The sequence below is a fragment of the Methylomonas rhizoryzae genome (assembly GCF_008632455.1).
GTDB classification, from domain to species: domain Bacteria; phylum Pseudomonadota; class Gammaproteobacteria; order Methylococcales; family Methylomonadaceae; genus Methylomonas; species Methylomonas rhizoryzae.
Genome location: NZ_CP043929.1, coordinates 4,484,960 through 4,498,051, shown reverse-complemented (window position 1 = coordinate 4,498,051; position 13,092 = coordinate 4,484,960). Strand labels below are relative to the sequence as shown.

At 55.2% G+C, this 13,092-nt stretch carries 14 protein-coding genes; 5 read left to right on the top strand and 9 right to left on the bottom strand.

The genetic code is table 11. The features are described from left to right. Positions 1 to 5 precede the first annotated feature (5 nt). Positions 6 to 1,205 (top strand): succinyldiaminopimelate transaminase, encoded by a 1,200-nt coding sequence (gene dapC, locus F1E05_RS19855; RefSeq protein ID WP_150051588.1) that lies wholly within the window; start codon positions 6 to 8, stop codon positions 1,203 to 1,205. A gap of 100 nt (positions 1,206 to 1,305) precedes the next feature. Continuing rightward, positions 1,306 to 2,124: a 2,3,4,5-tetrahydropyridine-2,6-dicarboxylate N-succinyltransferase gene (dapD, locus tag F1E05_RS19850; RefSeq protein WP_150051586.1), complete on the top strand. Its 819-nt coding sequence runs from the start codon at positions 1,306 to 1,308 to the stop codon at positions 2,122 to 2,124. Positions 2,125 to 2,166: 42 nt separating this feature from the next. Here the strand turns inward: dapD and mltB are convergent, their stop codons facing one another. From mltB to F1E05_RS19830, 4 genes are all read right to left on the bottom strand, one after another. After that, complete coding sequence (mltB, locus tag F1E05_RS19845) at positions 2,167 to 3,153, bottom strand: lytic murein transglycosylase B (RefSeq protein WP_232056720.1); 987 nt, start codon at positions 3,151 to 3,153, stop codon at positions 2,167 to 2,169. A gap of 175 nt (positions 3,154 to 3,328) precedes the next feature. Then, complete coding sequence (locus F1E05_RS19840; RefSeq protein ID WP_150051582.1) at positions 3,329 to 4,465, bottom strand: PilT/PilU family type 4a pilus ATPase; 1,137 nt, start codon at positions 4,463 to 4,465, stop codon at positions 3,329 to 3,331. A 23-nt stretch (positions 4,466 to 4,488) separates the two neighbouring features. Beyond that, positions 4,489 to 5,526: a type IV pilus twitching motility protein PilT gene (locus F1E05_RS19835; protein ID WP_150051580.1), complete on the bottom strand. Its 1,038-nt coding sequence runs from the start codon at positions 5,524 to 5,526 to the stop codon at positions 4,489 to 4,491. Positions 5,527 to 5,690: 164 nt separating this feature from the next. Further along, complete coding sequence (locus F1E05_RS19830; protein WP_150051578.1) at positions 5,691 to 6,035, bottom strand: TraR/DksA family transcriptional regulator; 345 nt, start codon at positions 6,033 to 6,035, stop codon at positions 5,691 to 5,693. 124 nt (positions 6,036 to 6,159) lie between these two features. Here F1E05_RS19830 and F1E05_RS19825 point away from each other — a divergent pair, with 124 nt between their 5' ends. Continuing rightward, complete coding sequence (locus F1E05_RS19825; protein WP_150051576.1) at positions 6,160 to 7,392, top strand: NADP-dependent isocitrate dehydrogenase; 1,233 nt, start codon at positions 6,160 to 6,162, stop codon at positions 7,390 to 7,392. 469 nt (positions 7,393 to 7,861) lie between these two features. On the opposite strand, the gene F1E05_RS19820 is transcribed toward F1E05_RS19825, so the two are convergent. Both F1E05_RS19820 and surE read right to left on the bottom strand, forming a co-directional pair. Beyond that, entirely contained in the window at positions 7,862 to 8,521 is a 660-nt protein-coding gene (locus F1E05_RS19820) for a protein-L-isoaspartate(D-aspartate) O-methyltransferase (RefSeq protein ID WP_150051574.1), read from the bottom strand. An 11-nt stretch (positions 8,522 to 8,532) separates the two neighbouring features. Then, a complete protein-coding gene (surE, locus tag F1E05_RS19815; RefSeq protein WP_150052114.1) occupies positions 8,533 to 9,273 on the bottom strand; it encodes a 5'/3'-nucleotidase SurE in 741 nt (246 codons plus the stop codon). Positions 9,274 to 9,336: 63 nt separating this feature from the next. On the opposite strand from surE, the gene F1E05_RS19810 reads away from it, so the two are divergent. Together F1E05_RS19810 and F1E05_RS20370 are read left to right on the top strand one after the other, a co-directional pair. Further along, positions 9,337 to 9,903: a Smr/MutS family protein gene (locus F1E05_RS19810; RefSeq protein ID WP_150051572.1), complete on the top strand. Its 567-nt coding sequence runs from the start codon at positions 9,337 to 9,339 to the stop codon at positions 9,901 to 9,903. A 367-nt stretch (positions 9,904 to 10,270) separates the two neighbouring features. Next, complete coding sequence (locus F1E05_RS20370; protein WP_190303203.1) at positions 10,271 to 10,426, top strand: hypothetical protein; 156 nt, start codon at positions 10,271 to 10,273, stop codon at positions 10,424 to 10,426. Between the two features lie 170 nt (positions 10,427 to 10,596). Here the strand turns inward: F1E05_RS20370 and F1E05_RS19805 are convergent, their stop codons facing one another. The 3 genes from F1E05_RS19805 to F1E05_RS19795 all read right to left on the bottom strand — a co-directional run bounded on the left by F1E05_RS19805 (position 10,597) and on the right by F1E05_RS19795 (position 13,021). Next, positions 10,597 to 12,018 (bottom strand): cbb3-type cytochrome c oxidase subunit I, encoded by a 1,422-nt coding sequence (locus F1E05_RS19805; RefSeq protein ID WP_150052112.1) that lies wholly within the window; start codon positions 12,016 to 12,018, stop codon positions 10,597 to 10,599. Positions 12,019 to 12,093: 75 nt separating this feature from the next. Next, positions 12,094 to 12,693, bottom strand: coding sequence for a cytochrome c (locus tag F1E05_RS19800; RefSeq protein WP_150051570.1), 600 nt, complete (start codon positions 12,691 to 12,693; stop codon positions 12,094 to 12,096). Beyond that, positions 12,686 to 13,021 (bottom strand): hypothetical protein, encoded by a 336-nt coding sequence (locus tag F1E05_RS19795; RefSeq protein ID WP_150051568.1) that lies wholly within the window; start codon positions 13,019 to 13,021, stop codon positions 12,686 to 12,688. Before F1E05_RS19795 ends, F1E05_RS19800 begins: the two co-directional genes overlap by 8 nt. Positions 13,022 to 13,092: the final 71 nt, after the last annotated feature.

Here is a 13,092-nt window from a genome sequence, read left to right as displayed (position 1 = left end):
CCGAGATGAATCCGAATTTAAACCAACTGCATCCTTATCCGTTCGAAAAACTGGCGGCGCTCAAGCAAGGCATTACGCCGCCGGCCGACAAAGCGCATATCGCCATGTCGATCGGCGAGCCCAAGCATCCGACGCCGCATTTCATTCAAGAGGCTTTGCTGCAACATCTGCATGGCCTGGCGCACTATCCGACCACCAAAGGCTTGCCGGAATTGCGTGCCGCCATTGCGGCGTGGACCTGCCGGCGGTTCGCGCTGCCGGATGCGAGCGTGGATCCGGAAACCCAGGTGCTGCCGGTCAACGGCACCCGGGAAGCGCTGTTTTCGTTGGTGCAGGCGGTGGTCGATCCGGCCGACAAGCCGGTGGTGCTGATGCCGAATCCGTTCTATCAGATCTACGAAGGTGCGGCGTTGTTGGCCGGTGCCGAGCCGTATTATCTGAATACGACGGCGGAAAACGGCTATTTGCCGGATTTCGACAGTGTGCCGGCTGACATTTGGCGGCGCTGCCAATTGGCGTTCATCTGTTCGCCCGGCAACCCGACCGGGGCGGTGATGTCACAAGCCGATCATCTGAAATTATTGGCATTGGCGGAAACATACGATTTTGTGGTGGCTTCGGACGAATGTTATACCGAACTGTACGACGACGAGACTAATCCGCCGCAGGGCTTGCTGCAAAGTGCTTACGCCGCCGGCAGTACCGCTTTCAAACGCTGCGTGATTTTCCAAAGCCTGTCCAAGCGCTCCAATGCACCGGGCTTGCGCTCCGGCTTTGTGGCCGGCGATGCCGCGGTGTTGAATCAGTATTTCAAATACCGCACCTACCACGGCTGCCCGATGCCGGTGCCGACCCAGCACGCCAGCATCGCCGCCTGGAACGACGAAGAACATGTTAGGCGTAACCGCGAGATGTACCGCGACAAATTCACCGCCTTCATCGATATTCTCAAAGACGTATGCGAGATCAGCCGGCCGCCGGCCGGTTTTTATATCTGGCTGAAGACGTCTATCAGTGATACCGAATTTGCCCGGCAATTATTCGCCGAACAAAACATTACCGTGTTGCCGGGCAGTTATTTGTCCCGCGACAGCAACGGCATCAACCCCGGCGCCAACCACGTGCGCATTGCCTTGGTTGCGCCGTTGACAGAATGCGTGGAAGCCGCGCAGCGCATCAAAACCTTTATCGAAAATTTGAGGTAGGTCGGATTAACGTGGCCTAATCCGACAATCAAAGCCATCCTGTCGGGTTGCGGCTTACGCCTAACCCAAGCTACATTTTTTAACTTAACCTGAAACAACCATGTCAAACCTGGAAACCATCATCAACGCCGCGTTCGAAAACCGCGCCGAAATTAGCCCGTCCTCCGTTTCCCCGGAAATTCGCGACGCCGTCGCCACCGCATTGAATTTGCTCGACAAGGGCGAAGCCCGCGTTGCCGAGAAAAAAGACGGCGACTGGGTCACCAACCAATGGTTGAAAAAAGCCGTGCTACTGTCGTTCCGCATCAACGAAAACAAAGTTATCGAGAGCGGCGACGTGCGTTACTACGACAAAGTGCCGACCAAATTCAGCCAGTATAGCGAAGACGATTTCGCCAAAGCCGGCGTCCGCGTGGTGCCTAATGCCGTGGCCCGGTATGGCTCCTATGTCGCTCCCGGCGCTATCTTGATGCCGTCCTACGTTAACATCGGCGCTTATGTCGACAGCGGCACCATGGTCGATACCTGGGTAACCGTGGGTTCCTGCGCGCAAATCGGTAAAAACGTGCATTTGTCCGGCGGCGTCGGCATCGGCGGCGTGTTGGAGCCTTTGCAAGCCAACCCGACCATCATCGGCGACAACTGTTTCATCGGCGCCCGCTCCGAGATCGTCGAAGGCGTGATCGTCGAAGACAACTGCGTGGTGTCGATGGGCGTCTACATCGGCCAAAGCACCAAGATTTTCAACCGGATGACCGGCGAAGTCAGCTACGGCCGCATCCCGGCCGGTTCGGTGGTGGTGTCCGGTAACCTGCCCAGCAAAGACGGCAGCCATAGCTTGTATTGTGCGGTCATCATCAAACAAGTCGACGAAAAAACCCGCAGCAAAACCGGCATCAACGAATTGCTCAGAGACTGATAATCTTCGCGCGGGTGGCGGATGTTGGTTGCGCCCGCGCGCTTAATTGGCGGCCAAGGCTGCGCTTTTGAGCTTAATGGCTTGCGCCAATTCGTGTACCGCCATGGCGTAGTGGGTGCTTTGGTTGTAACGGGTGATCACGTAGAAATTGGGAAACCCGATCAGATATTCGTCGCCGTGTTGGTGGCGCAACAGCAATAGCCTTAACGGGCCGTCGCAGCCGCAGTTTTTCGACGGTACGACGCCGCGTTGCTGCAGTTGCCCGGGCGAATAGGCCGCGCTGAGGCCGTGCTGCAAATCGTCTAAACTGCTCGGTTTGCCTTGTATGCCGGCAATGACCGGTTGGCCGGCTTGCCAACCGTGTTGAGCGAAATAATTGGCGATGCTGCCTATGCTGTCTTCCGGATTCCATAAATCGCGGCGGCCGTCGCCGTTAAAATCCACCGCCCATTCCAGAAAACTGCCGGGCATGAATTGCCCCAAGCCCATCGCCCCGGCGTAGGAGCCGACCGGTTGCACCGGGTCTAGATGCTCGTTACGCGTCATGACCAGAAAGTTTTCCAATTCGGCGCGAAAGTAGTCGCCTCGGCGCTGATAATCGAAGGCCAGCGTAGTCAGCGCATCCAAGATGCGGTCTTTGCCGACAAAGCTGCCGAAGGTGGTTTCCACCGCCATAATGCCCAGGATATATTCGGCCGGCACACCGTATTGCCGGCTGGCCCGTTCCAGCGTGTGTTTATGTTTTTGCCAGAATGCCACACCACTGTTGATATGGCGCTCGTCCAAAAATTTGGCCCGATAGCGTGACCAGCTGCCTTTGCCGGGCGGGCTTTTCAGGCTTTGATCGGACTTACGCAAATAGTCCAACGTCCATTGCTTGCGCTTGGCTTGCGAGAACACGCCGTACAAATACTCGCGGCTGAACCCGTGTTTGCCGGCCATGTAATCGATAAAGCTTTGCAAGCTTGCATAGCCGGCAAAATCTCCGCCGATTTGGCTTGCCCGATACGCGCCGGTTTCGGCCGGCATCCGCCGTTCCTCGGGACCGGAGTCGCGCAATGGGCCGGGTGTGTTTGGCTGTGCGGGGGCGTGGCTCTGCGGCTTAGGGCCGCTACGACCGGCTTGCTGGCCGGCGCATGCCGCCGATAAAAACAGCGCAAGAACTATCGGCGATAGGCGTAAGGCGTTGGCTGTGGATTTGAATTTAAAATTTATACAATCGACCGCTTTCTTCATCGGTTTCGCTTAAACGCATGTTTTCGTCGTCGAAACCACCGGTTTCCGTGCTCAGCTTGATCATCAAGCGCACTTCGTTTCTGGAATCCGCTGCAAGCAGAGCGTCTTCGTAGCTGATTTTGCCGGCGGCGTACAAATCGAACAAGGCTTGGTCAAAGGTCTGCATGCCGTGTTCGCGCGAGTTTTTCATCAATTCTTTCAGTTTATGCACTTCGCCCTTGCGAATCAAATCGGAAACCAGCGGCGTATTCAGCAATATTTCGATGGCCGGATAGCGGCCGTTGCCGTCGGCCCGTTTTACCAGTTGCTGGGCGACGATACCGCGTAGATTCAAGGATAAGTCCATAAAAATTTGGTTGTGCATTTCTTCCGGAAAGAAGTGCAGGATGCGGTCCAAAGCTTGATTGGCGTTGTTGGCGTGCAAGGTGCACAAGCACAAATGGCCGGTTTCGGCGAAGGTGATGGCGTGTTGCATGGTTTCCTTGGTTCTGACCTCGCCGATCAGAATCACGTCCGGCGCTTGCCGCAAGGTGTTTTTCAACGCCACCTCGTAGGATTCGGTATCCAGGCCGACCTCGCGTTGCGTGATGATGCAGCCGTTATGCGGATGCACGAATTCTATCGGATCTTCGATGGTGATGATGTGGCCGCTGCTGTTCGCGTTGCGGTGCTTGATCAAGGCTGCCAGCGATGTGGATTTACCGGTGCCGGTGGCGCCGACGAACATCACCAAGCCGCGTTTATGCATGATCAGTTCTTTCAAAACCGGCGGCAAGTGCAGTTCTTCGGTATCGGGGATATGGGTTTCGATGCGGCGCAACACCATGCCGGCCGCGTCGCGTTGGGTAAAGGCGCTAACCCGGAACCGGCCCAGGCCGTGTACCCCCAGGGCGAACTGGCATTCTTTGGTGTGTTCGAATTCGTCTTTCTGCCGCTGGTCCATGATGCTGTGCACCACTTTCAGCGCCTGTTCGGCGGTAAGAATGTTTTTTGAAATCTCCACCACTTTGCCGTCGATTTTCATGCACGGCGGTTTGCCGGCGGTGATGAACAAGTCGGATGCTTTTTTTTCCACCATCAAGGCCAATAACGCTTTGAAGTCCATAACCTATCTCCCCCAAAAAACGGTTAACGGAAAATGTCTTTGTTGACCGCCTTGGTCATCGCCGCTTTTCCGGTGATCAGGCCGCGATCGACCAGTTCCTTCAGGTTTTGATCCAGGGTTTGCATGCCGTCCTTGCGCCCGGTTTGAATGGCGGAATACATTTGCGCGACCTTGGCCTCGCGGATCAGGTTGCGGATAGCCGGGGTGCCGACCATGATTTCGTGCGCGGCAATTCGGCCGCCGCCCACCTTTTTCAACAAGGTTTGAGAAATCACGGCTTGCAGCGACTCGGACAGCATGGAGCGTATCATGTCTTTTTCCGCCGCCGGAAAGACGTCGATGATGCGGTCTATGGTTTTTGCCGCCGAGGTGGTATGCAGGGTGCCGAATACCAGGTGGCCGGTTTCCGCGGCGGTCAACGCCAGGCGTATGGTTTCCAGGTCGCGCATCTCGCCGACCAGGATGATGTCCGGGTCTTCCCGCAAGGCCGAGCGCAAGGCTTCGTTGAAGCCTAGCGTGTCCCTATGCACTTCCCGCTGGTTGATCAGCGATTTCTGGCTTTCGTGCACGAATTCTATAGGGTCTTCGACGGTCAGGATGTGCGAGTAATCGTTGGAATTGATGTGATTGATCATCGCCGCCAGCGTGGTGGACTTGCCGGAGCCGGTGGGCCCGGTAACCAAAATCAGCCCGCGCGGCTTGGTGCAGACTTCTTCGAAAAATTTCGGCGCGCCGAGTTCCTCCAAGGTCAGCACTTTCGATGGAATAGTCCTGAATACCGCCCCGGCACCGCGGTCTTGGTTGAAGGCATTGACCCTGAAACGGGCCACGCCGGGCAAGGCGAAGGAAAAGTCGGTTTCCAAAAACTCTTCGTAGTCGCGCCGCTGCTTGTCGTTCATGATGTCGTAAATCAGCGCGTGCACTTCCTTATGCTCCAAGGCCGGAATGTTGATGCGGCGAATATCGCCGTCGACCCTGATCATCGGCGGCAAGCCGGCGGACAAGTGCAAGTCGGAAGCTTTGTTTTTTACGGAAAAGGTCAACAGTTCGGCGATATCCATAGCTTGGTTACTCAAAGGTCGAGTCGAAGGGAATGAGCCAAGAATAGTACAGAATCGGGCCGGGGCAGCCTGTGAGCCGGTTACGGATTTGCGGCAGCCCGGCAGTTACCTGACGGTTGATTAAAGGGGGATCTGAAGCGGGGGCGGATAGGCAATCCGCAAGGTCAGGCTTTGCGGCCGGATTTATTCGGCGTTGGGGCGCAGAATTCGCAGTGCAGGGTAAACGGCGCGGTGGCTAGCCGAGCCTTCTTAATCGGCTTGCCGCACTGTAGGCAAATGCCGTACGTGTGTTTATCGATATTGCCGAGGGCCTGTTTGATTTTGTCGATCTCGCCACGCGCCGCATCTTCGGCGCCGAATTCCTCGGCCCGGCAAGCTTCGGTTTGGCGCGGGCCTGCGTTTTCCGCCGTAGCGCCGGGCGTATCCGCGTCGGCGATCTTGCCTAGACGGTCGTCCAAATCTTCCAGCATGCTCAGCAGTTGGTTGCGCAAATCTCGGTAGTCTTTCATGCGATTAGGCTATGCGCCGAAAACGTAAACCCAGGCTAGCTTATACAATGAAGCAACCGCCAACGCAACGCCGCAGCTACGCTAAGCTTATAGTGCTAATCCACTTAATCCGCCGGAGCCGGGCATGAACAAAATACGCGTAGACCAACCCGTCGTCGAAATCGACGGCGACGAAATGACCCGCATTATTTGGCATTTCATCAAGGACCGCTTGATATTGCCGTATTTGGATTTGCCTATCGAATACTTCGATTTGAGCATTGAGCAACGCGATGCGACCGATGACCAAATCACCATCGATGCGGCAAACGCAATTAAGAAACACGGCGTCGGCATCAAATGCGCGACCATCACCCCGGACGAAGCGCGGGTAGCGGAATTCGGCTTAAGGCGCATGTATAAATCGCCCAACGGCACGATCCGCAATATTTTGGACGGTACCGTGTTTCGCGAACCCATTATCTGCAACAACGTGCCTCGGCTAGTGCCGAATTGGACCCAGCCGATCTGCATAGGCCGGCACGCGTTCGGCGACCAATACCGGGCTACTGATTTCGTGACGCGCGGCAAAGGCAAACTGACCATCACGTTCACGCCGGACGACGGCAGCGGCGAGCAAAGTTATCAGGTTTACCATTTCGAAGGCGACGGCGTGGCCTTGGCGATGTACAACACCGACGAGTCTATCGCCGGTTTCGCGCGCAGCTGTTTCAACGTGGCGCTGGACAGAGGCTGGCCGTTGTATTTGTCCACCAAAAATACCATCTTGAAAAAGTACGACGGCCGCTTCAAGGACATCTTCGAAGCCATTTATCAGGCGGAATTTAAGGCCGATTTCGAAGCCAAAGGCTTGGTGTACGAGCACAAATTGATAGACGACATGGTTGCCTCGGCCCTGAAATGGAGCGGGGCATTCGTCTGGGCTTGCAAGAACTACGACGGCGACGTGCAATCCGATACCGTCGCCCAAGGTTTCGGCTCGCTGGGTTTGATGACCTCGACGCTGGTCACGCCGGACGGCAAAATCATGGAGGCCGAAGCCGCGCACGGTACCGTGACCCGACATTACCGTTTGCATCAGCAAGGTAAAGCGACTTCCACCAATCCGATTGCCTCTATATTCGCCTGGACCCGCGGCTTGGCCTTTCGCGGTAAGTTGGATGGCAATCAGGCCTTGATCGATTTTTGCCATAAGCTGGAAAAAGTCTGCGTAGACACCGTGGAAAGCGGGGCGATGACTAAGGATTTGGCGGTCTGCATACACGGCGACGCGGTGAGTCCGGGCCTTTATATGACCACTGAAGCGTTTTTAACCGAGCTGCAAAGCCGGCTGGAAAAAGTGCCGGCGCTTGCTTGAATGCCGAAGGAGAAGAAAGATGTATGGGTTATTTGGCCCAGTTTGCCGGGTTAAATAACATAGTTTTAAGGGTTAGTGTTGCCGTCGAGCAGCGTAGACTCTAAGGATCAAATTAAAATCAAATTGCCGGAGCCGGAACACCCGCGAAATAGCCGGCGGGACGTTTATCGAATCGGGCTGCGGAACGCGATAAAAATAATTTTATTTCAATTATTTAGCTTGTTTTTGCTGGGGCGGGCGATGATATTTGCGAAAATCGGCAAGCCGCTTTTTACAGAAGAGATTAAACAATGGCACGCTTATAGCTTAATAAAAACAGGTGTCAGGGATTTTTAGTTCTCTCCCCCGTGAACATGGAAAATAAGATGCCAGGGAAAGCCCCGGATAATGGTAAGGAGCTAGCTGTTATCCGGGCAATGGAAAAGCCCGCGGCGATTGCGGTCGCCGCGACTTTTTTCTAAGTTTCAATTTAGCTGATGCCGGATAAAAACGGCACGAAAGACACTCTTTCCAAAACCTCGTCTTCGAAACCGTTCGCGGTCCGCGTGATGCGGTGCAATTCCTGCCAGCCTTCCGGCCCAACCGGAATGACCATGACGCCGCCCGGCGCCAGTTGTTGCAGTAAGGCTTCCGGAATTTCTACCGGCGCCGCAGCGGCCAATATGCCGTCGAACGGCGCGTGTTCCGGCCAGCCCCAACCGCCGTCGCTGTGTTTGAATCCGACGGTTTTAATATCCAGCTCCCACAACAAGTCGCGGGCTTTTTTCATTAAAGGCGCGATGCGCTCAACGGTGTACAACTGCCCGACCAGCTTGGCCAGCACCGCGGTTTGATAGCCGCAGCCAGTGCCTATTTCCAGTACCTTGTCCAGCGGACCGCGCTCCAACAACAGTTCGGTCATCTTGGCCACGATATAAGGCTGGGAAATGGTTTGATTGTGGCCGATGGGCAGCGCGGTATCTTCGTAAGCGCGGCTTTCCAATGCCTCGTCGACGAACACGTGGCGAGGAATTTGCGCCATCACCTGCAGCACCTGATTGTTGCTGATGCCCTGCTGACGCAGGCGCGCGACCATACGCTCGCGCGTGCGCCTGGATGTCATGCCCGTGCCTTGGATACGCTGCTTCACCTGCCGCTCTCTTACGTCAGCCAATCGCGTAACCCGGCCAAGCGGTCGTAGCGGGTCAAGTCCAATTGCAAGGGGGTAACCGACACATAGCCGTTGCGGATGGCATCGAAATCGGTACCGGGGCCGGCGTCCTGTTCGCTACCGGGCGGCCCCACCCAGTAAATGGTTTGGCCGCGCGGATCGTTAGCGCGGATGACGGCTTCCGCCTTATGCCGCAAGCCCAAACGGGTGGCTTGGTAGCCTTTCAATTCCGCCAGCGGTAAATCCGGCACGTTAACGTTCAGCAAGGTGTCTTCCGGCAACGGCTTGGATTGAATTTTGTGCAACAACGTCACGGCGACGTGCGCTGCGGTGTCGAAATGTTTGGGGTCGCTGCCGACCAGGGAAATCGCTATGGCCGGCAAGCCGAGAAATCGGCCCTCGGTGGCGGCGGCCACGGTGCCGGAATACACTACGTCGTCGCCTAAATTGGCGCCGTGGTTGATGCCGGCAAATACCATGTCAGGCTCTTGTTCCAACAAGCCGGTGATGGCTAGATGCACGCAGTCGGTCGGCGTACCGTCCACCCGCACGAAGCCGTTGTCGCACAAGGTGGCGCGTAGCGGCATGTCCAGCGTCAGCGAATTGCTGGCCGCGCTGCGGTTTTTGTCGGGGGCGACAATCGACACGTTGGCGTATTGGGCCAAGGCGGCGGCCAAGGTATTGATGCCTTGCGCCAAGTAACCGTCGTCGTTGCTGATTAGAATATGCATGTCGCGGAAAACGCTATAAAATTGCCGCATAGTAGCAAAAAAACCGCAAAACCAGCAGCTTACGTGACAAAAAAAAACATCGCTCCCGAGGACGGGGCATTATTCAGAGACAGGGTCGGTAAAGTGGAGCCGGTCAAAAGCGATAAGGTCGTGTTGCGGCCGGATAAAAAACCGCGCCCGGTTCCGGCCTTTAAGCCGCTGGAAGCGGTGGATCCCCTGCAAAACGAAGTGGACGGCGAATTGGAAACCTTGTATCAGGAAGACAAAGTGGGGTTTCTGGCGCCGGGTTTGCAAAAAGCGGTGTTGAAAAAATTGCGCAAGGGCGATTTCGGTTTGGACGCATACATCGATTTGCACGGCTTGACCAGCCGGCAAGCCCGGCAGCAACTGTTGCGTTTTTTGCACGCCTGCGTGGAAGACGGGCGCCGTTGCGTGCAAATCATCCACGGCAAAGGCTACAACTCGCCCGAGCGGCAGCCGGTATTAAAAAACGACCTTAACTTACTGCTGCGCCAGCACCAAGACGTATTGGCCTTTTGCTCCACACCGCCGCGGGCTGGCGGCACCGGCGCTTTGTATGTGTTGTTGCGGCTATCCGATAAATTCGGCGAAGACGAACAAAAATTCTAGGCTATTTGCAACCTAGGGTTGAAAGTCGGAACGGATCTAATTTTTAAATCACGCCGTATCGAGCAAAACAGGGTTGATTATTAAGGAACCTCTGAGCAATTTGTTTTGTAATTATTCAGCCACATTCAAAAATAAAGCTTGACAAGGTTTTTCGTCAAAAAGTGATTTTGAGATGCCTTGTCCGAAACGCACCTAATCGGCCATTCAAACGTCCCTACAGGGCTTATCCGTCGGGACAAATCTTACAACATGCGAGCCTAGCCATCCGATAGGAAAAATCGCCTGCGCGCGCTTCTCGAAGGCCAAAGTCGGCTTTGCAAACCAGCCTTCTAATAACCGTCAATTCAACGCCTTACAGGGTTTCATCGTGACGATCGACAGCATTGACGTGGAAGCCGCGGTCAAAAAAGTACAGCAATTGCCCGCCGAGGAAGCGCAGTTGTTACCCGCGCCACGCTTGACACCGGATGTGTTGCTGTTGGTCGTGCAGTTGCGGGATTGTCGCCGCATGATTGGCGATTGATGACGGCAATATCGATTTCGGCGAACGAAGATTTTAGCTTTTGGGCGTTTTCAGGCCGGTTTTGCCGAAAAGCAGGCAAAACCGGTGTCGGAGCTGCACATCTTCGTGCTGTGATATAATTATAACATATTGATATATATGTTATATATTGATTTACGGTCAGGTGCTAATTAAGCTTCGCTAATGATGGGGGCCAAGCGTTGCTCGCCGCGGCCTATGGTCAGCAGGTCCCAAAACAGCAGGCCGCCGCCGGTTAATGTCACCAGGCCGAACAACATGCGCCACACCATGGCTTGTATGAACCACGGATGGTTTTGCGCGGCAAAGTAGCCCGCCCAGGTGGAGCCTTCGACCGCGCGCTCGATGAACGATTGTTCGTAACCTGCAATCAGCAGCGCTACGGTCATGCCCATTACCCCGATGTTCAGCAGTGCCAGCGCGGCCTTCCAGCGCCAACCATCCGCCAGCCCGCCGCCCATCCAGACGTTGCCGCGCGCTTGCTGAGCGGCCAGGTAGAAAAAGGCGATATTGATGGTCGCATAAGCGCCGAAGAAGGCCAGATGGCCGTGCGAGGCGGACCATTGAGTACCGTGGGTGTATAAGTTGATTTGCGGTAGGGTATGCATAAAGCCCCAGACGCCGGCACCCAAAAAGTTGCCGAAGGCGTGGGCGATGACCCAGGCCAAGGCCGGGTGGTTGCTGTTTTTGAAGCGGTGCACGCCGGCGTCGTAAACCGAATGAACCACCATGGCGACCAGAGGAATAGGCTCCAGCGCGGAGAAAAATCCGCCGATGGTGAACCAATATTCCGGCGTGCCTATCCAGAAATAGTGATGGCCCAAGCCGAGTATGCCGGAGCCGAACATCAGCGCCACTTCGATGTATAGCCAGGTTTGCACCACTTGCCGGCGCACGCCTAACAGTTTCATCAGGCTCCAGGCCATGATGCAGCCGACCAATACTTCCCAGGTGGCTTCCACCCATAGATGGATCACCCACCACCACCAGTACTGGTCGACGGAAATGTTGGTGACGTAAAACATCCCGGCCAGATACAAGCCGGCCAGGGCCACCAAATCCAGTGTCAGCACTCCGGCGATGCCGGACCATTGGCCGGCTGCAAAGGTTGCGGCGACGTTGTAGAAGAATACCAGCATCACCGCGACGATGCCGATGTCCGCCCAACGCGGCGCTTCTATGTATTCGCGGCCCTCGTTGATCAACCACAGCGAAGTATCGCTACCGCTGCCGATTTGAATCAACAGATACACCAATACGACGACGGCGACGGCGCCGGTTAACACCCAAAATGCCAGTTGCCCCCATTTCAGGCCGACGATCTCGACGCCGCTTTCATCCTCCAAAAACCAATAGACCGAGCCCATGAAGCCGTACAACATCCACACCACCATGGCATTGATGTGCACCATGCGGTTGACGTTGAAATCCAGAATTTCGTAAAGAAAGCTCGGAAAAATAAATTGTAATCCGGCCAACAAGCCGAACAGCAACTGAGCCATGAACAACACCATGGCGACGCCGAAGTAATGCAGCGCCAGTTTACGGCCACCGCTCAAATGCGGATTGGCCATCAATTCGGCATAAGCCTGTTTGCAGTCGGCCCAGCATGCGGCCGCCGACTGTTGCAAGTGTTTATCGCTCATCGTCTATTCCCCTTCGCCCAGTGCAATGAAGTTATGCGGAAAGCCGTTGGTGTCGATGGCCGACATCCATTTCAAAAAAGCGATGACCGCTTCGGCTTCCGCTTGGCTGATGTCCAGATTGGGCATTTTGCGATTGCTGCCGAAGGTGCGGGCGTTGTTTTCCGGGTCCAACAAAAAATTCAGCATCATTTGTTCGCGCGATTCCTTGGCGATCCAGCCCTGGTCCAGCCAGGCCTTGGTTAAGTCCGGTGCGTAATAAGCGCCGTTGCCGAGCAGGGTGTGGCAGTTCATGCAGTTTTTAGCTTGCACGGTTTTCTTGCCCAGGCTGACCAATTGCTCGGCTTCGTTCTCGCTCAATAGTTTGCCGAACAACGGCGCCTCAGCGCCGATGACCGGTTGAAAGCGCTGTTTAGCCTTGTCGTAGCGGTAGCTAACGTCGAGGTTGATCACGCTGTAAGCCGGTACTTTGGCACCGCCGGCAGAGATCTTGGCCATGGAATCGAAAGTGAGTATCACCAACAGCACGAATGAGCCGCCGGTTACCCAGACGGCCACTTTTTTCCAAAAACTTTCCTGAGCCCAGCGGGGAATTTGCTCAGTCATGCGCACCTCCGGATGGTAAAGAGTGATCGGAATCGGAATGGGTAGCCACGCATAGTTGCCAGATCATTCTAGGCATAAACGCGTACCCTATAACCATGCTTAAAGACAGCAGCAGCCAAATTCCGTTTAAGTGGTTAACCTTGCTGAATAGCGCAACGCAGATCAACAGCAAACCGTAGCTAAGCCAAGCGCCAAGGAATAAGCCACGGTGGTTGTGCAATTTCGCACATGCGTAAAGTGCCGCGTACAATAGCGCCGTCAAGACAATGGCGGCGGCACTGAAGAAGCTGAGGAAAAAGTCGGATAATGACACGGGTTCAATCAGCATCTCGGTACCTTAATTTGACTAAACATGGAAATTACATGCATCTTTTGCAGCAGTGTAGTAGCCGTTACTAT

Coding starts and splice junctions, on each gene's coding strand:
- dapC (WP_150051588.1), top strand. CDS start 6: ATGAATCCGAATTTAAACCAACTGCATCCTTATCCGTTCGAAAAACTG.
- dapD (WP_150051586.1), top strand. CDS start 1,306: ATGTCAAACCTGGAAACCATCATCAACGCCGCGTTCGAAAACCGCGCC.
- mltB (WP_232056720.1), bottom strand. CDS start 3,153: ATGCCGGCCGAAACCGGCGCGTATCGGGCAAGCCAAATCGGCGGAGAT.
- F1E05_RS19840 (WP_150051582.1), bottom strand. CDS start 4,465: ATGGACTTCAAAGCGTTATTGGCCTTGATGGTGGAAAAAAAAGCATCC.
- F1E05_RS19835 (WP_150051580.1), bottom strand. CDS start 5,526: ATGGATATCGCCGAACTGTTGACCTTTTCCGTAAAAAACAAAGCTTCC.
- F1E05_RS19830 (WP_150051578.1), bottom strand. CDS start 6,035: ATGAAAGACTACCGAGATTTGCGCAACCAACTGCTGAGCATGCTGGAA.
- F1E05_RS19825 (WP_150051576.1), top strand. CDS start 6,160: ATGAACAAAATACGCGTAGACCAACCCGTCGTCGAAATCGACGGCGAC.
- surE (WP_150052114.1), bottom strand. CDS start 9,273: ATGCATATTCTAATCAGCAACGACGACGGTTACTTGGCGCAAGGCATC.
- F1E05_RS19805 (WP_150052112.1), bottom strand. CDS start 12,018: ATGGCCAATCCGCATTTGAGCGGTGGCCGTAAACTGGCGCTGCATTAC.
- F1E05_RS19800 (WP_150051570.1), bottom strand. CDS start 12,693: ATGACTGAGCAAATTCCCCGCTGGGCTCAGGAAAGTTTTTGGAAAAAA.
- F1E05_RS19795 (WP_150051568.1), bottom strand. CDS start 13,021: ATGCTGATTGAACCCGTGTCATTATCCGACTTTTTCCTCAGCTTCTTC.